Raw genomic sequence first — 26,271 nt, forward strand, 5'->3', positions numbered from 1 at the left:
TGCCTCCTAGCATTGACTGCCGATCAACTGACACATAGTTTGAACAACGCGCGCCCATTGATTTTCAAAGTGATAAATAAAACCACCAAGCGTCAGCCATATAACCACTAAACCGCTGACCATTGTTATCGGAAAACCGATGGCAAAAATGTTGAGTTGAGGTGCAGCTCGCGTCATCACGCCAAAGCTTAAATTAATTAACAATAACGCGATGATTCCCGACAACATTGCCGTTAATGCGGTTGAGAACATATAACTGCCCCAGTCGCTGATCATGCGGAAAGCATCGGCATCGAGCCCGCTAAAACCAATCGGTACCGACTCAAAACTAGCGACAACCATTTGGATCATCAATAGGTGGCCATCCAGTGCCAGAAAAATCAAACTCGCCAGCATCAGGAAAAACTGCGCAACCACTGGCACCTGCTGACCATTTGACGGATCCACCATGGACGCAAAACCCAGACCTATTTGCATCGCAATGATCTGCCCACCTAACACGAAGGTTTGCAGAAATATCACCGACAGCAAGCCAAGACCAACACCGATGAGAACTTGCTGTGCGGTCACAACAAAACCGCCGACCGACATCATTTCATAAGGCGTGTTGACTTCAGGTAAGGCGGGCGCAACGGCAAACACAATCGCCAGCGACAGCAACGTCTTAATACGGGCATTAACTAATGTTCCAGAGAAAAGTGCCATACTCATGATCATGGATGACACTCGGGTCAGTGGCCACAAATGCTGTTGTAGCCACTCGATCACACTCGCGGTCACCAGATCCATCAGCCAACCACTTCGGGAATACGGTTGTACATTTCAATGGTAAAGTCCATCACCATTTCGGTCAGGAAATGGCCACCTAGCCCAATTACTGCAAGCGTTACAAGTAAACGCGGTAAAAAGCTCAATGTTTGTTCGTTGATTGAGGTAGCAGCCTGGAATACGGCCACAATTAAGCCAACGATGAGACCCGGTACGATAATAAAAGCGACCATAATAACGATCACTTTTAACGCTTCTGAAAAAACGTCAAGAAAGACCTCTGGACTCATAGTGCCCCCTAAACCCCAAAGCTTCCGGCCAGTGTGCTCATGGTCATGCTCCAACCATCAACCAGCACAAACAGCATCAGCTTAAACGGCAACGATACGATCATCGGTGACAACATCATCATACCCATTGCCATCAATACGCTCGCAACCACTAAGTCAATAATCAGAAATGGAATGAAAATCATAAACCCAATCTGAAAAGCCGTTTTTAATTCCGACGTAATAAATGACGGAATCAAAATCGACATTGGTACATCGTTGGGCTCAGCGATACCTTGCTCGCCGGATATTTCGATAAAGGTTTCTAAATCGGTCAAACGTGTTTGTGACAACATAAAGGCTTTCACCGGAGCTTTCGCTCTATCCAGCGCTTCCATTGATGTCACTTCCTCATTCAAATAAGGCTGTAGTGCCTTATCGTTCACTTCATTCAGCACCGGACTCATTATAAAAAATGAGAGAAACAGTGCGATACCGATAAGAATTTGGTTTGACGGTGATTGTTGTAGACCTATTGCCTGACGCAGAATTGCCAGCACAATAATAATCCGCGTAAAGGACGTCATCATAATGACCATCGCCGGAATGAACGTCAGCGCGGTCATGATGGCAAGAATTTGCAGCGTTACAGAATACTCTTCGCTTCCATCTGGGTTGGTCTTAACCGTCACCGCACTGATATCCTGCAGAGCCCAGGCGCTATCAGGCAGCAGCAACAAAACCATCGCTATCACGAAAAAGCTCACTCGGTTCATGATTTTTGTTGTCCTTTTAATTCTACCGAGTCAGGTAGTTCTTTTAAGCAGTCGATGCGTTGGGCAGTCACGCCGAGCAACAGTTTCTTACCGGCCACTTCCACAATCATTAATCGCTCTTTGGTACCCAGTGACATCGCACTTAGTACCTTCATGTCGGCATTTCCCTGTATCTTAAGGTTAAGCCGCTTAGCGATCATGGCTAAGCCAATAATCACCGCTAAAACGACAATAAGCGCCAATAACATGGCGCCTATGTCTGCTCCCCCGATGGGAGAGTTCGCTTGCGTTTGCTGAGCGCTTGCCGAGGTACTGACAAGCAGCGTAAACGCGCTAGCGAAGCTTGCGTATACGCTCGATTTGGCTAATAACATCTGTAAGGCGAATCCCGAATTTATCGTTTACAACCACGACTTCACCGTGCGCGATGAGTGTCCCGTTTACCAAAACGTCGAGCGGTTCACCGGCCACTCGCTCAAGTTCCACCACAGAGCCTTGGTTTAGCTGCAGCAGGTTACGAATGCTGATTTGGCTACGACCCACTTCCATCGAGATGGTGACCGGAATATCGAGAATCGCGTCAAGTTTGCGTTTGTCGTCATCGCTGACTTCATCATCACTTAACTCTTCCAGCTCAGCCGTTTTGATACCGTCCATGCCCGAATGACTCGAACTTTTTTTCTTCTTACCGGATTCTTCATCTTCTGCCGCAGCCTGCTCAGCCATTGCAGCTTCCCAATCGTCCATATCTTTATCATCATTACTCATCAGGTAACCTCATTCATGCGCAGCATACGCTGTTACAAATCAATATCTTCTTCCAGTTGTCGCAACTCGGCATCACCACCAATACGACGTCCGCCGCGAGTCAGCATATGGATATCGGATTTCACGGTTTCAGGCCGTTTGATCTTATCGGTAATTTTCAACGCGACATTTTCTCGTGACCGGCCTAACTTCGCATGGAAGGTTGGCAAATCTTCAATCAGTACGGTCAAATTGTCAGGCACTTCCAGTGGAATGATATCGCCCGCCTGCAAATCCATAACCTCACGTAACGACAGGTCAAGATCCGCCAGTTTAGCAATCATTTCTACCGGTACATCCATGATTTCGTCGCGTAGCGCCTTACTCCAGCGCATATCGGTATCTTCTTTGTCCGACTGCACACCGGCATCCAACAATTCCCGGATCGGCTCCAGCATCGAGTACGGCAGCGCAATGTGAAAATCACCACCACCGCCATCCAGCTCAATATGAAACGAACTGATAACAATCACTTCGGTTGGCGACACAATGTTGGCCATTGCCGGGTTAACTTCCGAGTCAAGGTACTCAAAACCGACATCCATAACCGGCGCCCAGGCCTCTTTGTAATCTTCGAAAATCAGCTTCAGCAACATCTGAATGATGCGCCGTTCTGTCGGGGTAAACTCACGCCCTTCGATTTTCGCGTGGTAACGGCCGTCGCCACCAAAAAAGTTGTCCACCAGAATAAAAACCAGACGCGCTTCCATGGTAATCAGCGCCGTTCCTTTTAATGGACGAAAACGCACCATATTCAGGCTGGTAGGCACAAACAAGGTGTGCACGTACTCACCGAATTTGAGCATCTGCACACCATTTATTGACACTTCTGCCGTGCGCCGCATCATATTGAATAAACTGACACGCATATGCCGCGCAAAACGCTCATTAACGATTTCCAGCGTTGGCATGCGCCCACGAACGATTCGATCTTGCGATGAAAAGTCGTAATCTAACGCTTCCGACGCCGCTGCCGAGGACTCGGCATCCTCCTCCTCAACATCATCGACACCGTGTAACAGCGCATCAATTTCATCTTGTGATAATAAATCGCTCACAATTTAATTCGCTCTGTTATTGCATGACCATGCTTGTGAATAAAACTTGCTCGACCAATCCACGACCCGCCACTTTCTCCAGCGCGGCCTGAACTTCACGCAACGCAAGTTCGCGTAGTTTTTCTTTACCCGCTACTGTCTTTAGCTCTTCTGCGGTCGACGAACTAAAAACTTGGTGCAAAGTTCCCTCAATCAACGGAATATGGCGCTTAGCTAACTCTTCGTTTTCCTCACCGCGCACCATCAACTGAACCTTAATCTGAACCGTGCGCTCACGCGCATCACCCGGTACAATAAATACGAACGGTCTTGGCATACCAACATACAACGCGTTACCCACTTCGGGGGGCGGCCCAACATCAACTTCGGCTGGGGAGGTTTCAGCAGAACCCGCCGAACGGTTAGGGGTTTCAGGGGATGAGCCCGTGAACAGCCAGATGACGACCACAACGATCAATATCACACCGACACCAATACCGCCGAACAATATCAGCTTCTTTTTGCCGGCTCCACTTTGCTCTTGTTGTTCTTGTTGTTCTTGGTTGTCTTCAGCCATTTTGTCTTCTCGCTTAGTTCAGAGCGGATTGTCTCACACTATAGCGCCTATTAAACGATGATTGCAGTACTCAGACGTAGAAATCTACGCCACCTAAGCCAATGGGCCGACCGTTATCTAGAGCAATTTCATGTTCTTCGACCATTTCAGCACGGCCGCCCATTCCGCCATCACGCTGGCTGGACTCCTGCTGACCGGCGGTTTGCTGCTGTTGTTCTTTAACATCGGTATCGGCTAACGCCACACCTTGCTGCTCTAACATCTCACGCAGTCGCGGCAAGGCATTTTCTATTGCTTCGCGAGCCTGGGGTGACTGCACCTGAAACTGCACCGTGGCTTGTTCAGAGTTCATATTAATACGAACCTGAAGTTGACCCAGTTCGGGCGGATCCAAGCGTATATCGGCACGCTGTATATTTTTACTCAGCATAATGTTGATGCGTTCCTGCAACTTCTGTGACGCTTCACTTTGCTGCGGATCAAACGGTTTTTGAATCGACTGCATACTGCTCTGCAGCGTTGACGACATTTCCGTCGCTTTCACGGTACCGGTCTGTGTCGATACCGCGGCCGTTTGCTGATTAATCAATTCTTCACCAAAGCTCGTCGGCGCCTCGGTACGTGACGGTGCGGCTCGCTCTGCGACCCCGTTCATTAGCGCATTATCGGGCTTAACGTCAGCACTTTTTTCCGTATTGGGCTTGTTGCTGGCAACATCCACTGGCTTGTCTTCAACAGCCGCTTTAGGGTCTGCCATCTTGGTCGTTGTCTCAGTTGCTTTTGCTGAAGCATTCAACACAGGTTGCGCACGTTCGGTGCGTTCAGCCGGGGCGTCGTTATCGGTAACTTGAGCCAACAGTTTTTGTAATTCACTCAAGGCAGCAGGCTGACTTGTCGTGGCTGCCGCGGTCTGCGATGGCTGCATCAGTTGTTGTTCTATTTGGTTCAGAAGCTGCTGCACTTGTTGCTTTTGCTCAGTACTCAAAGAACGGTCATCATCGAGAAGCTGTTGTAGCTGCTGCAATACCGCCTGTCGTGCATCATCATCACCGGTAGCAGCACTAGATTCAGCACTAGATTCAGCACTAGATTCAGCCTTAGCCCCACGTTCTAATTCCTGTAACTGCTGAGTCAGCCATTGTAACGCCTTGGCATCATCGGAACGCTGCGCGTTCTCGCTCAAGCCTGGTTCTTTAGCGACTATTTTGCCGCCGGCGACCTTTACCGCCGCGTCAGCAAGTTCACTTAGCCGGCTCAGTCGAGACAATAATTCGGCATCGACGCTGCCTTTAACGGACTCCTGTTCGGCCACATCGGCAACGGACAATTGCATGATTTGCCGCTGTTCGTCCTCAGACAAGGTAGCAAAGACTTCACCGGCAAGTTGTTGCCGTTGCTCATCCGACAGCGACTCCGCACCAAGCTCGGCCAACAGCTCCGATAGCTTCGCCAACTGCGCTGCCATCTCTTCATCGTCAAGGTCGGATAATGCGGCTAGTTGTGCCGCATCACCCTGACTGTCACTGGCCTCACCGCCAGGCTGCAACAATGTCTGCATCTCCTCCAGCATCTCAAGAATCGGGGCTTCAACCGGTTCGCCAACGTCACTGTCATCAAACTGAAAGCGCTGCAACGCTTTGCCGTCCGATTCCTTTAGCCGCAACTGCGCCGTTGTTTGCGACACTTTTAGTTGCTGTTGGGTTATTTCACTGTCAGCACTTTTATTCAGTTCCAGCCCGGCCAACAACTCACGAGCAAAGTCGCCGCCTTTGCTTTGGCTCGCCGACGAAGGCTCCAGTCGAACATCACCGGAAGCTTTTAGGAATTGCTCGGATTGGGCCGTTAGTGTTAGCAGTTGTTGCATAATAGTGTCTCAATTTTGACGCCGAAACGCGTTTGGTCTCATTGCATTTAGTAAAGCAATTGCCGTGCCAGTTTTACTGTGTCGGCTTCCGGGCTTTTAACTGCATTTCCCGAATAAAACGCTGGCTGGAAAAATCATCTAAGTTCTTTTGTTCGCGGCGGGCGCGCTGATGTTCTTCACGCTTTTGTTGCTCGGTTATCAAATGCTTGATCGATTCTTTTTTGCGGCGCTGCGCTAGCCACTGTTGACGTCGCTGATCAGCGACCTGCTGCAGTTTTACCAACGACCGGTGAAGTTGCTCAACCCCCTCATCCAGCTTACCGACAAAGGCATGGTACTGACCAAACTGACGCGACACGATGCCTGAACTACCGCGCTGTTGTAATTGCTGCAAGTAATCAAGCCGATACTGTGATAGCCCCTCGAGTCGCGAGCGTTGGTCGTCGACTTGTTGTTGTACCTGGGCATAGTTTGCCGCCGCTTCGTCTTCACGTCGCTGCTCAAGCTCAAGTAACATTGCCATCTGTTGCAGATCCGCCATAGCCTAATTAACCCTGACGTTGCTGTGGGTTGATAACCTGCTGCAACAACAGCAGGCTCTCATCGTAACTGACCACTTTGCGCATTGGTTGCTGCAAAAACTTCTCGACTCTGGGATGCATCGCAATCGCTTGATCAATGGCAGGATCAGAACCTCTGCTGTATGCGCCAATCGCAATTAGGTCGCGGTTACGGCGATAATTTGAATACCATTTCCGCACTTGCACTGCTTGCTTCATATGTTCTTCCGACACGACCTGTGGCATAACCCGACTGATCGAAGCTTCAATATCAATGGCCGGGTAGTGACCCGAATCGGCCAACTCACGACTTAAGACAATATGACCGTCAAGAATCGCTCGTGCCGAATCAGCGATCGGATCCTGTAAGTCGTCACCTTCCGTGAGTACCGTATAAAATGCCGTTACTGAGCCTTGTCCGTCACCCCCATTGCCTGCCCGCTCTACCAGCGCCGGTAACTTTGCAAATACCGACGGCGGATAACCTTTGGTCGCCGGGGGTTCACCGACGGCCAGTGCGATCTCCCGCTGTGCCATCGCATAACGGGTCAGTGAGTCCATCAGTAACAGTACGTTTAGACCCTGATCCCGAAAGTACTCGGCAATTTCTGCGGCCGTTTCACAACCGCGCAAACGGATAAGCGGTGACTGATCGGCCGGAGCGGCTACTACCACCGACTTCTGCAGTCCTTCCTCGCCTAAAATTTCCTGAATAAACTCTTTAACCTCTCGTCCTCGTTCACCAATCAGGCCAACCACGATCACATCCGCATCAGTCCCCCGGGTCATCATTCCCAAAAGCACACTTTTACCCACACCACTGCCGGCAAACAGGCCCATACGCTGCCCTTGTCCAACGGTAATACAGGCATTAATCGCGGTCACGCCGACATCAAGGGGTTGTTTAACCGGACGACGGTTAAGCGGATTCATGGGCTGGCTACGATAGCGACGGTTCTGTTCGGTATGAATAGGTCCCCGCCCATCGAGCGGGTTTCCGCGCGCATCAATGACGCGCCCCAGCAACTCCATGCCAAAGGGGATGGTGGTTTTCTCTGAGCGAGGCTTTACTTTTGCACCGGGCACAACACCATCGGCGTCCTGAGTCGGCATTAAATAACTGATGTTGTTTTCAAAGCCGACGACTTCGGCCTCAATATCACCGTTGGCCGACTCGACCAGACAGCTCGAGCCAATCGGCGCACGCACGCCAACGGCTTCAAACATCAGCCCGACAACCCGGGTGAGATAACCGGACACGAGAACAGGAGGTTTCTGAATGCGCTGACGAGCTTTTTTAAGACCTTTTAAAATGGACTCGCTCATTATCAGCCCTTAAGTTTATCGAACACACTTTTAATACGACTGCGCAAGGTATAATCAACCGAAGAACTCTCGGTCGTCACCCGACATCCGCCACGCTCGAGCAAATCATCTTTATTTAATAACCAACCGTGTTCTCGTAACTGCTCCTCACTGTACATGTCCTGCACCAGTTCCAGATCATCGGGGTTGAGATGGATAACCACACGTTGATCGGTCACCGGCAGCACTTCCAGTGCGTTGCGGACAGCAACTTTAACAAGCTCGGGTTGCTTGTAGGGGACGTCCAAACAGATGGCTTCGGTCAATTCCATGACCATTTCCAGCAGTTCCGCTTCGACGTCGTCGGTAATTTTTTGCTCCGGATGAGATAAGCTGTCGAGCAGCTTTAACAGTTCTCCGGCTTGTTGTTCCATTTTGGCCTTGCCATCCGCCAGGCCTTGTTCAAAGCCTTTATTGAAACCGTCCTGTTGGCCCTGTTCAACACCTTCCTGATGGCCGGCCTCCAGCCCCTCGGCATGGCCTGCGTTATACCCTTCTTTAAAGCCCTCTTCGCGAGCCGCTTCACGGATTTGTTCCAGTTCCTCAGCCGTCAATGGCTGCAGTTCCTGCTCCTCATCGTCATCAGCTTCAGGCGGTTCATACTGCCAACGGCGCGGCTTGTTGAGCGCATTGGTTTTCTCCCCCTGCAGAAATTCTTCTGAGGTAATATCAGGAAACTGCCACTTCTCTGTCGTGTTAGAACCGTCGCTCATAATTGCTGTTTACCACGTTGCCTTACAGGAACTCATCGTTACCGCCACCGCCAAGCATAATTTCACCTGCATCCGCTAAACGGCGAGCGACAGCAAGAATGTCTTTCTGGGCGGCTTCCACATCGCTAATGCGCACCGGCCCCATCGCTTCAAGGTCGTCTTTCAACATGTCCCCTGCGCGTTTTGACATATTTTTGAAGATTTTCTCTTTGACGTTGTCATCCGCACCTTTAAGTGCTTTTTGCAACACGTCGCCTTCCACTTCACGCAGCAAGGTCTGGATACCCCGATCGTCGACTTCGACGAGGTTTTCGAAGACGAACATCAGATCCTGAATTTGCTGGCTCATCTCTTCGTCCTGCTCGCGGATGGCATCCATCAACTGACCTTCGATGTTGGTATCGAGGTAGTTCATGATATCCGCAGCGGCTTTCAGGCCGCCCATCTTCGCTGCCTGAGCACCGGCCTGACCGGCGAACTGTTTCTCCATGATTTCGTTCAGTTCCTGCAATGCTGCTGGCTGTACTTCTTCCAGGTTGGCAATTCGCATCATGAGATCCAAACGCACCTTCTCCGGGAACTGTGCCATAATTTCCGCGCTTTGCTCGGCATCGAGATAGGACAATACAATGGTCTGAATCTGCGGGTGTTCGTTGCGAATGATGGTTGCAACCTGCTTCGAGTCCATCCATTTCAATGAATCTAGACCCTTCGAACCACCACCCATTACAATTTGCTCAATCAAATTGCCGGCTTTATCTTCACCCAACGCTGAGGTAAGTGCCTTACGCACAAACTCTTCACTCTTGAAGCCGATGTTGGTGAATTTCTGGATCTCTTCCAAAAACAGGTTATGAACTGCGTTGACCTTATCTTGGTTAAAGTCCTGCAAACTGGCCATTGCCATACCGACCTTTTGCACTTGCTTTGGTTCTAAGTGCTTCAGGATCTGCGCAGCATCTTCTTCCGATAGACTCAACAGCAGGATAGCGGCTTTTTCAACGCCCTCAAGGCTGTGAACATCGAAATCGGTTTCACGCTTTTTGGTCTGTAATTGTGTATTAGGCATCTTCATTCAACCACGCTTTCACGACTTGCGATGACAGTTCCGGTTCATTCGCCACCAGTGCACGAACTGCCTTCAGCAAATCTTCGTCTTTATGTAAGTCCGGCAACTGCAGGCTACCGTCCGGACCAAAGCCCACCGAATTCTCATCAAACTGTGATGACAATAAGTCGATGGTTTCATCGCCCATGTGCTCGTCATCATCCAGTAATGCATGCGCATCGTCCTCGAACTCTTGCGTTGGGTTCATCAGTTTCTTCAGCATTGGCCGCACCACCGCAACAATCAGCACAATGATAACCAACGCACCCATGACCAGCCGGAATGCGCGCCAGAACCAAGGCTGATCCCACAGCGCCTGCTCGCCTCCGCCTAAATCCGGTAGTTGTGCAAACGGCACCGAGACCACTTCCAACGTATCCCCACGAGTCAGGCTAAAGCCCAAGCCACCCTGCAACAAGCGACGGATATTATCGAGTTCTTCCGCAGAACGAGGCTCTTGCACCGTCTCTCCTTCTGCATTCTGAAGGGTATTATGATTAACCGCAACCGAAACACTCAAGCGATCGATCACACCTGTTTGGTTTTGGGTGTAACTGACGGTATTATCCAATTCATAGTTACGTGTCGCTTCGCGATGCATACTACCGCTGGCATCGCGTTGCGATGACCCACCGTTAGCCTGTTCAGGAATATCCGACTCCAGTGGCGGCTGATTACTCAGAGCGCCGGGAATACCGCCAATAGCCGTACCACTAGAACGGTTTTCTACCGTCATTTCACTGCGAATCGCCGGCATATCTGGGTTGTACTGACGCTGTGTGGTTTCTTTTCGGGTAAAGTCCATGGTTACGTCCACTTGCGCGGTATAATTGTCGTAACCCAGTACCGGTATCAGTATGCTGTCAATTTTCTGACGTAATTCTTCTTCACGCTTAAGTTCCAGCTGATACTCACGGCTGCTTTGCGCCGCCAATGCACTTTGCGAACCCGAGTTCAGCAAGCGACCATTTTGATCGGTAACCGTCACATGTTCAGTTTGCAGACCGGTAACCGACGACGCCACCATATCAACAATGGATGCGACTTCTTCTTCACTCAACGACTGATTACCGCGCACATTCAGCATCACCGAGGCTTTCGGCTGCTTCTCACGGCGTGCAAATACGTTCTCTTTTGGTACGGCCAACAACACGCGTGCGGCGGAAACGGCTTTCATTTCTTCGATGGCGCGGGCGAGCTGTACCTCACGGGAGTGAATGAGGCGTTCACGCTCAAGTCGCTGACTGACACCAAAACCCGGTTCGCTCATCAAAATTTCCGAGCCGTTGCTTTCGGTTTGTCCGTAATCAACACCGGCGCGCGTGAGCTGCAACTTGATGGCATCGTATTGTTCTTCAGGAACCGAAACCGTATTGCCGGACACTTTGTATTCGATGCCATTGGCATCCAGGTAGTCGAGTGTGCTAACCAGTTGCTCGGTTTCCAGCTTGCCGATCGGTCGGTAGGTTGACTCTTGCGCCCACAGCATAATAAAGACGGCTATCGCAACACAGATTGCCAGAGCCAGTACAACCACAACCTGGCGCAACATATCAAAATTGCCGATCATGTCCATCAGGCCAGATTTACCCTCGGCATTGTCTTTGCCGCTGCCCTGATTATTGACGTTTGGCTCGGTTACCATCAAGTCTGTAGATTCAGCCACGGTTTAACTCCCTAAGTCGCGCGGTTAGACCGGCATAGACATAATTTCTTTGTACGCTTCAACAACCTTGTTTCTTACCTGCACGGTTGCTTCGAAGGCAATGCTTGCTTTTTGACTGGCGATCATGGTTTGTTCCAGCGTGACATTCGGGTCACCCAGTTCCATGCGTGTTTTTAGGTCGCCGGACGTCTGCTGTAGCTCATTGACGTTATCAATGGCATTTTTCAGCATGTTGGAGAAATCGGCTTGAGCCGTATTACCCGGCAGGGCATTGACATTGGTTGCCTTATCCTGGCTGGCATTAACACCGGATAAAGCTTGCCATTGTTGGTAGGCTGCGTTGGCATCGACTTTCATCTTTTTCTCCGTCAAAATTTCCACAGATGGATTTTCTAACGTTAGAAATGCAAGTACGATGCCAACTTTTAGGAGAGCGCGATCTGATCAGATCGGTAATCCGTTCTCTCTGATCTTTGCCAGCTTGTAGCGCAGTGTTCTTGGGGAAATCCCAAGCTCTTCGGCAACCGGTTTACGTTTGCCCTGATGACGCTGGAGCGCCTGTTTGATGATTTTATACTCCTGATGAAACATAGACTCGCCCAGGCCATCCGCAACCGTCTCAGTATTTGAAGGTAGTTCCGATGGGTTACTATCCGCAGAGTCAGCAATTTGCTCAGGAAAAACACTGTCTAAATCAAGCTCTAGCATGAGGTCCTGAGGCTTGATTTCACCATCATTTTGCAATACCAGAGCACGTTGGATAACATTCTCCAGTTCACGAATGTTACCCGGCCAAGCATAGTGCTCCAGCGCCTGTTTAGCCGCGCTTCCAAAACGCACCTGCTGCTTTATTCCCAAACGCTGCCGATGCCTTACCAGCAGAGCCTCAGCGATCGGCACAATGTCTTTGCGCCGTTCAGCCAGAGCCCGCCACTGCAACGGGAAAACGTTCAATCGATAGAGCAGATCCTCGCGAAAACGCCCTTCAGCTACCGCCTGCTTTAAATCACGGTTAGAAGTTGCAATCACCCGCACATCCAACTGGATGGATTTTCTTGCCCCCAGTCGTTCGACCTGCCGCTCTTGCAAAACCCGCAACAGCTTCGCTTGCAGGTTAATATCCATCTCGGTTATTTCGTCCAGTAAGATGGTTCCGCCCTGTGCTAGCTCAAATTTACCGGGGGTTGCCTGAGTCGCTCCGGTAAAGGCCCCTTTCTCATAACCAAACAGCAATGACTCGAGCATATTTTCGGGAATCGCTGCACAGTTAATTGCAACAAAAGGCTGCTCTTTGCGATTTGATTGCTCATGGACGTAGCGCGCCAGCACTTCCTTACCGGTACCGCTGGGGCCGGTGATCATCACCGTCGCATCGGTTGCCGCTACTTTTTTTGCCATCTCCAGTAATGCCTGGCTCGATGGGTCTTCAGCAACAACCGAACACTGATCCTGTTCGGTCAAGGGTAATTGTCGCTGCACAAGCTTTAACAAGGTTTCGGTCGAGAAAGGTTTGCTTAAGTAATCAATGGCTCCTTCCCGCATCGCGATAACAGCATCATCGACTTTCGCAAACGCGGTCATCACGATAACCGGCACATCAATACCTTGATTATTCAAACTACGCAGCAGTTGCAACCCATCGATACCCGGCATCTGTACATCACTGATGATGAGATCCACCGGTTGCTGCTTCAGCATGACCAACGCCGCTTCACCGGAGTCGGCTTCCAAACAGCAATAATCGGCCAGTTCCAATGTATCAATGATGGCCTCGCGCAATGCCGCATCATCCTCGACAATTAAAATTTTTGCTTCAACCATAACAAACCTCCTTGGCCACCGGCAGCACGTCATCCACAGGGAACGACAAGGTAAATTCGGTGCCTTTGCCTTCTTCGCTCTGCCATTGCAACTGCCCTTGATGCGCTTTCACCACGGTGTTGACAACGGCCAGGCCAAGCCCGGTGCCATTGGCTTTGGTGGTAACAAACGGGGTGAATAACTGGGCCTGAATGTGTTGTGGAATTCCGCCGCCCTGATCAACGATTCGGCACTGCCAATGGCCATTGGCTTCGCTCAATGTCATGGTCACCTGCTGACCCGCTGTCGAGGCATCAATCGCGTTGGTTATCAAATTCTGAATGGCACCACTGAGCGCCGTGTGATTGGCGCGGATACAAAGCGCCTGAGCATGACGTTCAACTCGCAGTAAAACCCCTTTGCCTTCGGCGTAGGGCTGCACTGAAGCAAGTACCGAATCCACCAATTGATCGGCGCTTAACGATTCAAGCACCTGCTGATCGCCGCTTTTGGCAAACAGCAACATATCGTTAACCTGCTGTTCCAGTGAACTGAGTCGTGATAAGAGTTTGTCAGAGAAGCGGCTGCGACGAGTGTCGTCGAGCCCCGGCATCGCCAGATTCTGAGCATAGAGGATAGCCGCCGATAACGGCGTCCGAATTTGATGCGCTAACGAAGCGACCATTCGCCCCATTGATGACAGCCGTTGCAGGTGGCTGATTTTTTGTTGTAGACGCCGCGTTTCCGTCAAATCCGTAAGAACGATTAACTGTCCCGTGCCGTCGTGCAGTGCCGAAATATCAACCTTTACGCGACGTCCGCTGTGCAGCGAGACCTCGTGCCAGTCATCAGCCTGTGGTGCAAAATACTCTGCAACACAGTCGCGCCATGGGCGTCCAACCAACGCAGCATTCAGCAGTCGATGCGCATTATCATTGCAGTGCTCTACCACGCCTGAGTCATCCACTAAGATGACCGCGTTTGGCATCGCATCAATTAATGATCGATGTGCTTGCATAGTTTCCCCGTTTTGACATCAACGTTTCTAACTATGACTATGCAAGCAGCATGCCTATTTTTTATTTATTATAATCAGTAGGTTACGTAGTTTTTGACCGTGTCAAAATACCGACAACTATTGCTTTATCTGGTATTTCTTCATTTTTTCAACCAGCGTGGTACGGCGCATACTCAACAGATCCGCTGCTTTCGCCACGACCCCGTCGGTCTTATCCAGCGCCTGCTCAATCATGGCAATTTCCAGTTCACTCAACATATCCTTCAGGTTGACGCCGTCGTCCGGCAATGACGTATTAACGTTGGCATCCATCATCTGTTCATCCAGATCATCATCGTCATCATCGGCAAAAATCGAATTGAGTGCGTCGCGTTCAAGCAACTCATCAGGGTATTCCGGCGTCACGTCAGGCTGGTCTATATGTTGGTATTTAGGCGGTAAATCCTGCACATCCACCAACTGATCCGGATGCATTATGGTCAATCGTTCAATCAGATTGGTTAGCTCCCGCACATTGCCTGGCCAGCGATGCAACGACAGTGACTCCAACGCCTTGTCGGAAAAGCGGACACCGACGCCACGCTCCTTTCTGAATCGCGCCGTGAGTTCTCTTAACAACATCGGTACGTCTTCCTGCCGCTCGCGCAACGCCGGCACTTCAATCGGAAAAACGTTCAGTCGGTAATACAGATCCTCACGAAACTTGCCTTCTTCGATCATCGTTTCAAGCTTACGGTGCGTTGCCGCAACCACGCGCACATCGGCCTTCAGGCTTTTGCTACCGCCAACCCGCTCGAACGTCCGTTCCTGCAATACCCGTAATAGCTTAACTTGCATCGCCAGTGGCATATCACCGATTTCGTCGAGAAACAGCGTGCCTCCCTGAGCTAACTCAAAGCGGCCTTTGCGCGTTCCGATGGCACCGGTAAAGGCACCTTTTTCGTGACCAAACAGCTCGCTTTCGAGCAAATCACCGGGGATAGCCCCACAATTGACGGGCACAAAAGGTCCATCTTTACGCTTGGACATTACGTGAATGCCGCGGGCAACCACTTCTTTACCGGTTCCTGATTCGCCAAGCACCAATACATTAGCGTCGCTGCCCGCAACTTGTGCGATCATACGGCGAATGGTTTGTATCGCCGGCCCCTGACCAACCAACATCGTCTCGAGCTGACCGGTTTTATGATTATGCGAGCCGTGGTGCTGCGCCAGATTACGATGGTAGGTATGACAGTAATGCAGCCAGCGCGACAGTTCCTGGTAGTCAACGTCGCTGTCAATCGGGCCAATAACGTTGGCTCTTGTCAGTGCGGGCTGGTGTGAATCACATGCAGAAATAAACGGGATAGCCGGCAACGCACGGGCGTGGTGATCGAGATCACTGACTCCCGTACCGGCGATCACACAGAGTACATCGTCCGCCCCGTCAAGTTCATCGACCGACGCGATGGTCGCAACCTTTTCGCCAACGAATGTTAAAATGGTTTTAAAGCGTTCGCGTCGGTTGTTGTCCTGCTCACATAAGTAAACGACTTTGGCGTTATTCATCATGCCTGACCGCAGATTCCCTATTAATTAAGCTTGTCCAAGCGTAAACGCCTGACCTGCACTATGGATAACAAACTCGTTATTAGGCGCATGCTGAGCCAGCTCTGCCCATTGATAATATACGTTACGGTGGACTTTGGCGGTCATACCTCTTGGTAAGCACACGTAGGGTACACCCTTCTCCACAACCAGTGGTGTCCGCGCCGAAAGAATATATCGCTCGCCAATATTTGTCGCAACTTCTATTGCCGGTTGTCCGGCCACTTCAAGCTGCCGCCATTCGGTTACAATGAAAGGCGCATCCTCTACCTGGATCTTCACCTTTTCGGCCGGAGTCACCAAGTAGTAGTCCTGTTGCTCACGCACCAACACCGACGCAAATAGTTTTACCAACCGAGGCCGCTCTATCTTACTGTTCTGGTATTCCCAGTCCCCGTTGGCTTTGATGCACAGTGGTATTTCACCACAATAAGGTGGATCCCACATTTCGGTCGGGGCATGCTGACAGGATTCAAGTTGTTCCAACAGCTTATCTAAGCTCATAAGGCTCAATCAACAAGCTTTTTCTGACGCAGAAGATACCAAAGTGTGGCTTCAGTACGATTAGACACCTTGATCGCCTTAAAGATGGCCGACAGATGGACACGAATCGTACCTTCTGTAATCCCGAGGATATTAGCAATTTCTTTATTGGATAAGCCCTGCGCCAGCAACTGCATGATTTCCAGTTGTCGAGGCGATAGAAAGGTTTCAGCACCACTGCTGCGCTGACGTGGTTCATTCAGCGAGGGGTCATCCGGCAAGTAGCGATCGCCGTTAAGCAGACTTTTTATCGCTAATTTTGCCTGCTCTGCAGAAGAGTCTTTTGGCAAGTAACTGCGCACCCCGGCAGACATTACCTGGCGCACATCACTCATTGCACGGGCTTGGGTAAAAAGCACTAAATGGGCACGCGGAGCGAGCCGTTTTAAACGTTGCAAAGCAGGACGAATTTCCTCGTCCGGCAAATCCATTTCGATGAAGACCAAATTGAATTCATCAGAGGACAAGTAAGTTTCTGCAACGCTAAAGGACTCCGCTTCAAAAATCGACGGTTGCGTCGCATAATTCGTCAATACTTGTATAAGGCCCGCGCGCATGAAAAACGACGGGTCAATAATCAGAATTTTCATGTTTTTTTCCAAATCTTGCGACAACCACACTAACTTTTAGCATACCTGAATTCGCTCTCTGAGCAAGAGTGTTTGTTAAACTATCGACGAATTACATGATAAACGTTAAAAAGACACACAACTTATAATACTATCTCCTGATACAATTTTACGCCATTAGGATTTATAGTGGCTTTAAACACCAACATGAGGTTGTGTATGTTCAAAAAATTTCTGTGTGCTGCCGGTGGTATCGCGGCATTGACGCTCATTTCTTCGCCCGTTGCGGCACAAAAAGTGTACACCAATGCCAACGGCTACACGCTGACCAGTCCTGCGGGTCAAGATGCGGTATTAAAGCAGTTTCAGACACTGGTGGTTCAAAACGGCCGCATCATTGCTTTGGGTGACCGCGAACTCGTTGGCAAATACCAGCAATTTGAGCAAGTCGATTTGCAGGGCAAAACCGTACTGCCGGGACTCACCGACGCCCATGGCCACGTTCTCGGTCTTGGCATGAGTCTGTTGCAGGTCGATCTGCGTGACGCGACATCCGTCAATGATGCCGTCAGCCGTGTCGCCGATTACGCGAAAGCACAACCTGAATTAGCCTGGATTACCGGTCGCGGCTGGAACCAGGAGCAGTGGCCAAGCCGCAGTTTCCCGAATGCCAGCCAACTGGATGAAGTGGTTAGCGACCGTCCGGTTTACCTTACTCGTGTTGACGGTCATGCCGGCTGGGCCAACCGCAAAGCCCTTGAACTGGCCGGCATCGACGCCGGCACCGTTGCTCCCGATGGAGGAGAAATCATCAAGGATGCTAACGGCGAACCAACCGGGGTGTTGATCGACAATGCCATGGCGCTGGTGGAAAGCATCATTCCAGAGCCTACCGCAGCGGAAAAGAAAAAAGCCTTTGCGCTGGCTTTTGAACACTTATTGGCGTTGGGAATTACCAGCGTTCACGACGCTGGCGTTCCGGCAACTGACTTATCGATTTATAAGGGTCTGCAACATCAAGGGCAATTACCGCTGCGTATCTACGCCATGATAGCCGCAACCGAACCACAGTTGCCCCAATTGCTTGCTGAGGGCCCGTTTGTCAGCGCCGATGATAAGCTGACCATTCGCAGCGTAAAAATTTATGCCGACGGAGCGCTGGGAAGTCGCGGCGCCGCCCTACTCGAACCTTATAGCGATGACCACGACAATCATGGTTTACTGGTCACCTCGCCGGAAGATATTGATGCACTCTATGAGCTCATCATTCCGCACGGTTTCCAAATTAACACTCACGCTATAGGTGATCGCGCCAACCGTCTTGCCCTTGATGCCTTCGCTGAGAAATTTGACAGCATCGGCGGCCGCAATTTGCGTAATCGCATCGAACACTCGCAAATTGTACACCCGCAAGATCTAAAACGTTTTAAAGACCTCAACATCATTGCCTCAATGCAGCCTACCCACGCTACCAGCGATAAAAACATGGCAGAAGATCGCCTTGGTAAAGACCGTATGGAAGGTGCCTATGCCTGGCAAACCCTGCTTGAACAAGGCACCATCGTAGCCGCAGGTTCTGACTTCCCGGTTGAACTGGCGAATCCTTTTTATGGCTTACATGCAGCCGTCACCCGTCAGGACCGCCAAAATCAACCGCAGGGCGGCTGGTATGCAGAAGAAGCCATGTCGACCGAACAGGCACTACGAGCCTTTACCATTGATGCTGCGTATGCGGCTTGGCAGGAACAGGATTTAGGTTCACTGGAACCCGGTAAATGGGCCGACTTTATTGTGGTTGACCAAGACCCGTTTGCGATTGACAACAGTGCGCTGTGGCAAATTCAAGTTGAGCAAACCTACATAGCCGGCGAAAAGGTCTATCAACAGTCACGCTAATATCGGCCATCAGGTGAGGGAGACACAGAACCATGAACGACGACTTTTTGTTTTCCGAAGACGAACCGGAAATCGAAATCAAGGACGAAGCTGAGCCTTTCCAAATCCTCATCGTCGATGACGATGAGGAGATCCACACCATCACCCGCATGGCACTCAGTGACTTTAAACTTGATGGTCACCGGCTGAATTTTAACTCAGCCTATTCCGGCAGCGAGGCGAAGAAAATCCTTCGTGAGCGCAGTGACATTGCCATGACGTTGCTTGATGTAGTGATGGAAACGGACCACGCCGGACTGGAAGTCGCACGTTGGATCCGGCAGGACTTAAAAAACAAGCTGATCCGTATCGTATTACGCACCGGTCAGCCCGGTCAGGCTCCGGAAGAAGACGTCATTGCGCGCTACGATATTGATGACTACAAAGAAAAAACTGAGCTGACCTACCGCAAGCTGGTAACCTTAATGTATTCCTGCTTGCGGGCCTATCGCGATCTGAACGCCATCGAGCGCAACAAACGCGGGTTGGAAAAGGTCATTAACGCCTCTGCCGAGGTGTTCAGTGCAAAGTCCATGCACGGTCTGTGTCAGGGCATACTGGAACAACTGGTGGCGTTGATCACACACTCCGATGACGCCATGTACTGCCGAACCGACTCGACGGAAGCAGAAGGACTGACCGCCACGCTTGAGGGCAATCACCATTTCGAGATCATTGGCGGCACCGGCGACTACGAACTGGCGATAGGCAAACCGGTAGAGCAGGATATTGACTGGGACTTAATTCAGCAGTTGCAACGCAGTCCAAACCACGTCGAATTCCGTATTCACGATAATAATTATTACGGTCTCTACAAGACCAAAGGCGAACGCCAGTATTTACTGTTTATAAAAGGTGTTCGCGAGTTATCTGAGCTGGATCAGAACTTACTTGGCTTATTCGTGAATAATAGTTCGATTGCTATCGATAATTTGTACAGCCGTGATACTGAACGGGCGCAACAGCGTGAACTGCTTTACAGCGTTGGTGAAGCCATTGATAAACGTTCGGTGGAACAAATCAGCCACCATGTTAAGCGTTCGGCCGAAATGGCCGGTCAACTGGCCATCTATACCGGCGCTTCATTCGACGATGCCGAGCAACTGAAACTGGCGGCATCAGTGTATGACATTGGCAAGGTTTCGGTGCAAATGGAGTTGGCCCAGCGCGCCGATGCACTGAGTATTCATGATTATGAAGACATCATGCAAAAGGTCATAAAAGGCCATGACTATTTAAACCAGACCGATACCGAAATTGCCCATCTTGCCGCCAAAATTGCGCAAGATATTCATGAGCGCTGGGACGGTTCAGGCTTTCCAAGTCAGAAGAAAGGCCGTGATATTGATCTGAATGCACGAATTTTGGCCATCACCAGCCAATACGATGCCATTCGCACCGATCGCACTTATCGAGAAGCGCAAACGATGGAATCGGCGGCGGATTATATTCTGCAACACAGCGGTAAGTTTTTTGACCCAGAAATCGTCGGGCTGATGCTGGATAACCTGGATGCCATCGAAAAAATCCGTCAGCGCTATCCTGATCAACGCTAACGGCAACCGTTTTTTATTAAGAGGTACGGAATGGATCTTGAGCAAATTCGCCGCGACTACGGTCTCGGAACGTTAAAACGCGAGCAATTACATGATGACCCGCATCAACAGTTTGCTTTGTGGTTGCAACAGGCGATTGATGCAGAGTTAAGTGCCGACCCAACGGCCATGACCATTGCCACCGTTGACGGTGAAGGTTGTCCAAGCCAACGGGTGGTGTTGTTAAAAGGCCATGACTCGCAGGGACTGCGTTTTTACACCAACAAGCAGTCCCACAAAGGCCGCGATCTGGCACTAAACCCCAATATCTGTGCCCATTTTTCCTGGTTGCCGCTGGAACGTCAGGTCAGCATCAAGGGTCAGGTTGAGCCATTAACGGATGAGCAGAACGATCGCTATTTCCATGCCCGTCCGAAGGCCAGTCAGGTGGGCGCGTTAGTGTCACAGCAAAGCCAGCCGATCAGTGGCCGCGAAACCTTGGATCAACAATTTGAACGGCTCATGGCACAGTACGCAGATCAGGAAGTTCCGCGTCCCGGGCATTGGGGCGGTTATTTGATTAAACCCACCGAATTTGAATTCTGGCAAGGTGGCCGCAACCGTCTGCACGATCGTTTCCTTTACCAGCTCGACGCGGGACAATGGACAGTACAGCGTTTGCAGCCATAAATTCTTAAGCTCCGCCTGACAGCGCTGTGGGTAACGTTACCCCAACCAGTTCCTCACAGCGTTGCAACACCTTCATCGTTGCTGCGCTGTAGGCAACGCCCTGCTTCAGTTGTTGCGCTTTGCGTTGTAACGCTCGTTGCCCGGGAATGCGCACAGGCTCATTAGCATCAATTGGGGTCGCCTGACGACAATCCTCCAGCATATCGTCCACTTGCTGTAGGAACGCTTTTTGTGGACCAAATGCACTGGGGTCAATCACTTGTACCCAAACCGAGTTGGCGTCGCCGTCGTTGCCGCCCTGACGGCGACCGTACTGGCTCAATGCCATCGTCATGATCTCACTGAATAATGTCAGCCCATAGCCTTTATAACCCAATTTTTGTCCACCTAACGGCGCAATAGCACTGGGTGGATCGGCGAAGAAACTGGCCGGATCGTCCGTCCATTCGCCTTGTTCGGTAATTAACGCTTGATAAGGCAAGGCGACGTCATTGGCTTTAGCCTGGCGAACTTTGCCCGCCGCTGTCATGGAAAAACTGATGTCCAGCAGCAGCGGTTGACCGGAACTGGGAACCCCGAGGGCAAACGGGTTCGGTGAAAATATCGCTTGCTTACTGCCAAATGGTGCCACCGCTCGCTGCCCCGGAGTTGAACACATCAGACTCACTACCATGCCCTGCTCTGTCGCCAGGCTCAGGTAAGCCGCCAAGGCTGCAATATGTTGACTGCGGCGAATCACAATAGTGCCGGTGCCGGCCTGCTTCGCCATGGCCGTTGCCGCTTCGATGGCCTGCGGCACCACATAAGGGCCCGGCAAATGATTGGCGTCCCAGTGTGCCACCGCGGCGCGCTCACTGACCACGGTCGGCTGGCCTTTACCCAGGCTTTTGCCCTGCTGTAACCACTGGCAGTTATTCAACAAACGAATCAGGCCATGGGTCGAATAGCCCAGCAAATCGCCTTCCAGCAGATAGAATGCCACATGACGGGCAATCTCTCCGGAAGCGCCGGCCTGTTGCAAACTTTCATCGGCCCATTGTAAAAGTTGTCGGTAATCAAAGCGTGTTACTGCACTGGACATCAAATTTCCTCTTGGTATGCCATGACACTATAGGTAAGCTAACGCTAAGACATTATCAAGGAGTAAAGATCGTGTCATCTTCTGACGCTATTAATCGAATTGCATTAATTACCAGTGGTGGTGATGCACCGGGAATGAATGCCGCCATTCGCGCGGTGGTGCTCACAGCCGAACATTACGGTATCGAAGTCATTGGTTTTCGCCATGGATATGAGGGCCTGCTGACCAATGATTTTGTGAAGCTGGGCCGCGAGCAGGTTGAACATATCCTGCAATACTCGGGTACCATCATTAAAAGTGCCCGCAGCGAGCGTTTTAAAACCGACGACGGCGCGCGTGAAGCGGCTGAGAACCTCGATGCCCATCAGATCGACGGTTTTATTGTTATCGGCGGCGATGGATCATTTCGTGGCGCAAATCATCTTGCCAAATTTTGGCAAGGCCCTATTATTGGCGTCCCCGGAACCATCGATAACGACTTGTATGGTACCGACAATACCATTGGCTATGACACCGCCGTAGAAACGGCCATGGATGCGCTGGATAAAATCCGCGATACTGCCGAAGCGATGGACCGTGTGTTTATTGTCGAGGTCATGGGCCGCAACGCGGGATATATCGGCATCAGCAGTGCGATGGCCTGTGGCTCAGAACGCATGATTTTGCCGGAGTTGCAAAAAGACAAACCGCTGACCGTCGATGCGCTGGTTAAACACATCGAAGCCGTACACCGGGTTCGCGGCGATTCCAGTTATGTCATGGTATTATGTGAGAACCAATGGCCGGGCGGTGCCGTACACTTAGCAGAGCAGTTGGAAGATCGGCTGAATTTTCCCTGCCGGCCTTGTCTGTTAGGGCACGTGCAGCGTGGTGGACGACCGACAGCCATGGATCGTATTTTGGCCACGCGTCTGGGTGTGCATGCCGTGGAACTGATCCGCCGCGGTGAAACCGGCGTTATGGCAGGTGTTGAGCGTAATGAGTTAACGCAAACGCCATTACAGGATACCTGGATGGAGCGTAAAAAACTCAGCCAGGAGTTGATCGATATACAGACCAAACTGTTTAATCCGGTCAAAAAGGAACGCCATAAGGCGACACAGAAATAATCAACAGTGAGGTGAGAGCGTTTATGTCTCAGATCCCTTTGCCGGTTCCGACCAACGATCCGAGCCGCCCTTTTTTTGGCGCCGAGCGTGCGTTTTCGATTCGCCCGGGCCATACTCATTTAATCGGTTTCGGGTTTGACGGCACCGCTTGCTTCCGTAAAGGCACGAAAGAAGGCCCTGACGGTTTACGTGCCGTATCTGAAGACATCGAGTCGTACTCACCCTACTTAGATGCCGATCTTGAAGACTATGAGTTCTTCGACCTCGGCAACCTTCGCCTGGGCTTTGACGACGACGTCGAAGCCCAATGGCACCATGCCGTCGGAGACTTTAACGCCATCTTCGAACCGCTCCAGCTAAAAGGCACAAAAACCAAGGTGCTGACGCTCGGCGGCGAGCATTCGATCTCCTATGCACCGATCGTCAAACACCTAACAGAGTTTCCGGACTTGGTGTTATTGCACCTGGACGCGCATGCTGACTTACGCGATGGGTTCCTCGGCTATCATTTTTCGCACGCCTCAATTATCCGTCGCGCCTATGACCACTTTGGTGATGGCCATCAACTGATACAGTACGGCATTCGTTCCGGAACCCGCGATGAATACCAATGGATGAAAGAGCACGGCACCATCCGACAGTCACGCCAGGCGTTCCTGGACAGCGTACGTGACATCGCAGCGGATCGTCCTATTTATCTGACGCTGGACTTGGACTACTTCGATCCCTCGTTTTTGCCGGGCACCGGTACGCCGGAACCGGGCGGTGAAGACTTTCACTCCTTTGTCAGTTTAATGAAAATCCTGTGTGGCAAAAACTTTGTCGGCGCTGATGTTGTTGAGCTGTCACCGAAAATTGATCCAACCGGTAATTCCGACGTTTTTGCAGCAAAAATTGTTCGGGAAATTTTACTAACACTTGAGCAGTCAGGAGCAAACGCTTAATGTCAGACTGGAATATTGAACAGGCCGAAGAACTCTACGGTGTTAACCGCTGGGGTGCCGGCTATTTTTCGATTGGCGAAAACGGCAACATCAAAATTGCGCCGAACCATCGCTATCCGGATATCACCATCGACATGAACGATGTGGTGGAAGAAATTAAAGCCGAAGGCATCGAGTTTCCGGCGGTTATTCGGTTTCATGACATTTTGCGTTCACAAGTTGAAATCATCAACGAAACCTTCGCACAAGCGATTGCTGATGCGGACTATCAGGGCGAATACTGCGGTGTATTCCCAATCAAGGTAAACCAGATGCGCGAAGTGGTCGAAGAGATCATGGATGCCGGTGAACCCTATGATTATGGCCTGGAAGCGGGTTCAAAACCGGAGCTGATGGCGGTATTGGCATACAATGACAACCCTAACGCACTGACCATTCTGAACGGCTATAAAGATAAAGATTACTTAACGCTGGCGTTGTTAGGCCGCCAGTTGCGCCGGAAAATGATCATCGTGATCGAGAAATATTCCGAATTGGAAATGCTGATCCCGCTCGCCAAGCAGTTGGGTGTCGAGCCAATGATTGGTCTGCGTTCAAAAATGATGGTGCGTAGCTCGGGCAAATGGGCAGGCTCCAGTGGTGACCGCGCCAAATTCGGTCTCAGCATTGCCGAAATTCTTAACGTGATTGAACGTCTGCGCGAAGAAGATATGCTGCATTGCGCCAAATTACTGCATTTTCACATTGGCAGTCAGTTGTCGGACATCCGTAAGATCAAAGAAGCGGTGACCGAAGGTGCTCGTTTGTACGCAAAATTGGTGCAAGAAGGCGTTCCGCTGGAATATTTGGACATCGGCGGCGGCCTCGGTATTGACTATGACGGTACCAGTTCCACCACCGACTCCTCGCGCAACTACTCCACCGAAGAATACGTCGCCGACGTCGTTTGGGGCGTTAAACAGATCTGCGATTTGGAAAACGTCGCCCACCCGAACATCGTCAGCGAAAGCGGACGAGCCATGACCGCCCATCATAGTTGCGTGGTGACCAATATCGTTGGTGAAATCAAACCCGCCGGAACCGATTTTGATGTCAGCGCCAGCGACAATGAGCATATTCTAGTTAAGAACATGCGTGAGTTGTATTTATCCGGTGACCAGTACCATCCGCAAGAACGTTACAATGACGCCGCTGGTTATAAGCAGAATGCCTACGAGGCGTTCAAGCTCGGCATTTTGTCGTTACCGGAAATGGCCAAGCTGGACACCATGTACTGGCGCATACTGACAGACATTCATCACTCACTGGACGAAGAGAATCAGTTTATTCAGGAGTTGGAAGAACTGGAAGACATGCTCGCCAGCCAGTATCTGTGTAACTTCTCCATTTTCCAATCGGCCGCGGATACCTGGGCGATTGGTCAGGTACTGCCGATCGTCCCCATTTCCCGGCTTGACGAGAAGCCGCAGGTACGTTGTTCGATTGCGGACATTACCTGCGACAGCGACGGTAAGCTGAGCAAATACATCGAAGGCACCGAAATCAGCGATAACATCCCAATGCACACGCTGAAAAAGGGCGAGGACTACCATGTCGGCTTGTTCCTGACCGGCGCCTATCAGGATGTGATGGGTGATATGCATAACCTGTTTGGCCGCCTGACCGAAGTTCATGTTTATTGCCACGACGACGAACCAGGTGACTTTTACATTGAAGAGGTGGTTCCGGGCACTTCGGCCGAAAAAGTACTGCAGACCATGCAATACAATACCGAGTCGATGGCCAAAACCGTGAAAAAGCAAATCGACCGTCAGGTTCGTAAAGGTAAGCTGGCACCGCGCGAGGGCGTGCGCTGGACCAACTTTTATGAGCGTTGCCTGGCCGGAAGTACCTATTTGAGCGTCGATTAACCGCAAAACGGTGATTTACTGAGCAAACAGTAAAAAA

General features: G+C 50.9%; 26 protein-coding genes. 6 read left to right on the forward strand and 20 right to left on the reverse strand.

Annotation, left to right across the window (positions count from 1 at the left end):
• Positions 1-6: 6 nt before the first annotated feature.
• The 19 genes from fliR to C5610_RS10180 all read right to left on the reverse strand — a co-directional run bounded on the left by fliR (position 7) and on the right by C5610_RS10180 (position 17,051).
• Positions 7-789 (reverse strand): flagellar biosynthetic protein FliR, encoded by a 783-nt coding sequence (gene fliR / locus C5610_RS10090; protein ID WP_105307050.1) that lies wholly within the window; start codon positions 787-789, stop codon positions 7-9.
• Positions 789-1,058, reverse strand: a complete 270-nt coding sequence (gene fliQ / locus C5610_RS10095; protein WP_105307051.1) for a flagellar biosynthesis protein FliQ — start codon at positions 1,056-1,058, stop codon at positions 789-791. The genes fliR and fliQ overlap by 1 nt, the downstream gene beginning before the upstream one ends.
• An 8-nt stretch (positions 1,059-1,066) precedes the next feature.
• Positions 1,067-1,813, reverse strand: coding sequence for a flagellar type III secretion system pore protein FliP (gene fliP / locus C5610_RS10100; RefSeq protein ID WP_105307052.1), 747 nt, complete (start codon positions 1,811-1,813; stop codon positions 1,067-1,069).
• Positions 1,810-2,061 (reverse strand): flagellar biosynthetic protein FliO, encoded by a 252-nt coding sequence (gene fliO / locus C5610_RS10105; protein WP_105307053.1) that lies wholly within the window; start codon positions 2,059-2,061, stop codon positions 1,810-1,812. The genes fliP and fliO overlap by 4 nt, the downstream gene beginning before the upstream one ends.
• 85 nt (positions 2,062-2,146) lie before the next feature.
• On the reverse strand, positions 2,147-2,581 hold the full coding sequence (gene fliN / locus C5610_RS10110; protein WP_105307054.1) for a flagellar motor switch protein FliN: 435 nt from the start codon (positions 2,579-2,581) through the stop codon (positions 2,147-2,149).
• Between the two features lie 32 nt (positions 2,582-2,613).
• Positions 2,614-3,678 (reverse strand): flagellar motor switch protein FliM, encoded by a 1,065-nt coding sequence (gene fliM, locus C5610_RS10115; protein ID WP_105307055.1) that lies wholly within the window; start codon positions 3,676-3,678, stop codon positions 2,614-2,616.
• 16 nt (positions 3,679-3,694) lie between these two features.
• Entirely contained in the window at positions 3,695-4,234 is a 540-nt protein-coding gene (fliL, locus tag C5610_RS10120; RefSeq protein WP_105307056.1) for a flagellar basal body-associated protein FliL, read from the reverse strand.
• A 70-nt stretch (positions 4,235-4,304) separates the two neighbouring features.
• Positions 4,305-6,098, reverse strand: a complete 1,794-nt coding sequence (locus C5610_RS10125; protein WP_105307057.1) for a flagellar hook-length control protein FliK — start codon at positions 6,096-6,098, stop codon at positions 4,305-4,307.
• Positions 6,099-6,171: 73 nt separating this feature from the next.
• Positions 6,172-6,639: a flagellar export protein FliJ gene (gene fliJ / locus C5610_RS10130; RefSeq protein WP_105307058.1), complete on the reverse strand. Its 468-nt coding sequence runs from the start codon at positions 6,637-6,639 to the stop codon at positions 6,172-6,174.
• 7 nt (positions 6,640-6,646) lie between these two features.
• Entirely contained in the window at positions 6,647-7,984 is a 1,338-nt protein-coding gene (gene fliI, locus C5610_RS10135; RefSeq protein WP_187346265.1) for a flagellar protein export ATPase FliI, read from the reverse strand.
• Between the two features lie 2 nt (positions 7,985-7,986).
• Positions 7,987-8,736 (reverse strand): flagellar assembly protein FliH, encoded by a 750-nt coding sequence (fliH, locus tag C5610_RS10140; protein ID WP_105307060.1) that lies wholly within the window; start codon positions 8,734-8,736, stop codon positions 7,987-7,989.
• 22 nt (positions 8,737-8,758) lie between these two features.
• Positions 8,759-9,805 carry a flagellar motor switch protein FliG gene (fliG, locus tag C5610_RS10145; RefSeq protein WP_105307061.1) on the reverse strand — a complete coding sequence of 349 codons (1,047 nt, stop codon included), beginning with the start codon at positions 9,803-9,805 and terminating at the stop codon, positions 8,759-8,761.
• Positions 9,798-11,489 carry a flagellar basal-body MS-ring/collar protein FliF gene (fliF, locus tag C5610_RS10150; RefSeq protein ID WP_187346298.1) on the reverse strand — a complete coding sequence of 564 codons (1,692 nt, stop codon included), beginning with the start codon at positions 11,487-11,489 and terminating at the stop codon, positions 9,798-9,800. Before fliF ends, fliG begins: the two co-directional genes overlap by 8 nt.
• Positions 11,490-11,534: 45 nt before the next feature.
• A complete protein-coding gene (fliE, locus tag C5610_RS10155; RefSeq protein WP_105307063.1) occupies positions 11,535-11,867 on the reverse strand; it encodes a flagellar hook-basal body complex protein FliE in 333 nt (110 codons plus the stop codon).
• A gap of 87 nt (positions 11,868-11,954) precedes the next feature.
• Entirely contained in the window at positions 11,955-13,331 is a 1,377-nt protein-coding gene (locus C5610_RS10160) for a sigma-54-dependent transcriptional regulator (protein WP_105307064.1), read from the reverse strand.
• Complete coding sequence (locus C5610_RS10165; RefSeq protein WP_105307065.1) at positions 13,324-14,328, reverse strand: sensor histidine kinase; 1,005 nt, start codon at positions 14,326-14,328, stop codon at positions 13,324-13,326. Before C5610_RS10165 ends, C5610_RS10160 begins: the two co-directional genes overlap by 8 nt.
• A 117-nt stretch (positions 14,329-14,445) precedes the next feature.
• On the reverse strand, positions 14,446-15,879 hold the full coding sequence (locus C5610_RS10170) for a sigma-54 dependent transcriptional regulator (RefSeq protein ID WP_105307791.1): 1,434 nt from the start codon (positions 15,877-15,879) through the stop codon (positions 14,446-14,448).
• Between the two features lie 27 nt (positions 15,880-15,906).
• A complete protein-coding gene (locus tag C5610_RS10175) occupies positions 15,907-16,422 on the reverse strand; it encodes a DUF1285 domain-containing protein (RefSeq protein WP_105307066.1) in 516 nt (171 codons plus the stop codon).
• Positions 16,423-16,427: 5 nt separating this feature from the next.
• Positions 16,428-17,051, reverse strand: a complete 624-nt coding sequence (locus C5610_RS10180) for a LuxR C-terminal-related transcriptional regulator (protein ID WP_105307792.1) — start codon at positions 17,049-17,051, stop codon at positions 16,428-16,430.
• A 198-nt stretch (positions 17,052-17,249) separates the two neighbouring features.
• On the opposite strand from C5610_RS10180, the gene C5610_RS10185 reads away from it, so the two are divergent.
• From C5610_RS10185 to pdxH, 3 genes are read left to right on the forward strand one after another with little or no spacing between them, the layout of a single operon-like run.
• A complete protein-coding gene (locus C5610_RS10185; protein WP_105307067.1) occupies positions 17,250-18,926 on the forward strand; it encodes an amidohydrolase in 1,677 nt (558 codons plus the stop codon).
• Between the two features lie 32 nt (positions 18,927-18,958).
• Positions 18,959-20,521: a response regulator gene (locus C5610_RS10190; protein WP_105307068.1), complete on the forward strand. Its 1,563-nt coding sequence runs from the start codon at positions 18,959-18,961 to the stop codon at positions 20,519-20,521.
• A gap of 30 nt (positions 20,522-20,551) precedes the next feature.
• Positions 20,552-21,190 carry a pyridoxamine 5'-phosphate oxidase gene (gene pdxH / locus C5610_RS10195; protein WP_105307069.1) on the forward strand — a complete coding sequence of 213 codons (639 nt, stop codon included), beginning with the start codon at positions 20,552-20,554 and terminating at the stop codon, positions 21,188-21,190.
• Positions 21,191-21,194: 4 nt separating this feature from the next.
• On the opposite strand, the gene C5610_RS10200 is transcribed toward pdxH, so the two are convergent.
• Positions 21,195-22,271: an Ldh family oxidoreductase gene (locus C5610_RS10200; protein WP_105307070.1), complete on the reverse strand. Its 1,077-nt coding sequence runs from the start codon at positions 22,269-22,271 to the stop codon at positions 21,195-21,197.
• A 71-nt stretch (positions 22,272-22,342) separates the two neighbouring features.
• On the opposite strand from C5610_RS10200, the gene C5610_RS10205 reads away from it, so the two are divergent.
• Genes C5610_RS10205 through speA form a run of 3 tightly spaced genes read left to right on the forward strand, consistent with a single transcriptional unit; the run spans position 22,343 to position 26,234 of the window.
• A complete protein-coding gene (locus C5610_RS10205; RefSeq protein WP_105307071.1) occupies positions 22,343-23,380 on the forward strand; it encodes a 6-phosphofructokinase in 1,038 nt (345 codons plus the stop codon).
• Positions 23,381-23,403: 23 nt separating this feature from the next.
• Positions 23,404-24,324: an agmatinase gene (gene speB, locus C5610_RS10210; protein WP_105307072.1), complete on the forward strand. Its 921-nt coding sequence runs from the start codon at positions 23,404-23,406 to the stop codon at positions 24,322-24,324.
• A complete protein-coding gene (speA, locus tag C5610_RS10215) occupies positions 24,324-26,234 on the forward strand; it encodes a biosynthetic arginine decarboxylase (RefSeq protein ID WP_105307073.1) in 1,911 nt (636 codons plus the stop codon). Before speB ends, speA begins: the two co-directional genes overlap by 1 nt.
• Positions 26,235-26,271: the final 37 nt, after the last annotated feature.

Source organism: Idiomarina sp. OT37-5b (assembly GCF_002968395.1).
GTDB lineage: Bacteria > Pseudomonadota > Gammaproteobacteria > Enterobacterales > Alteromonadaceae > Idiomarina > Idiomarina aquatica.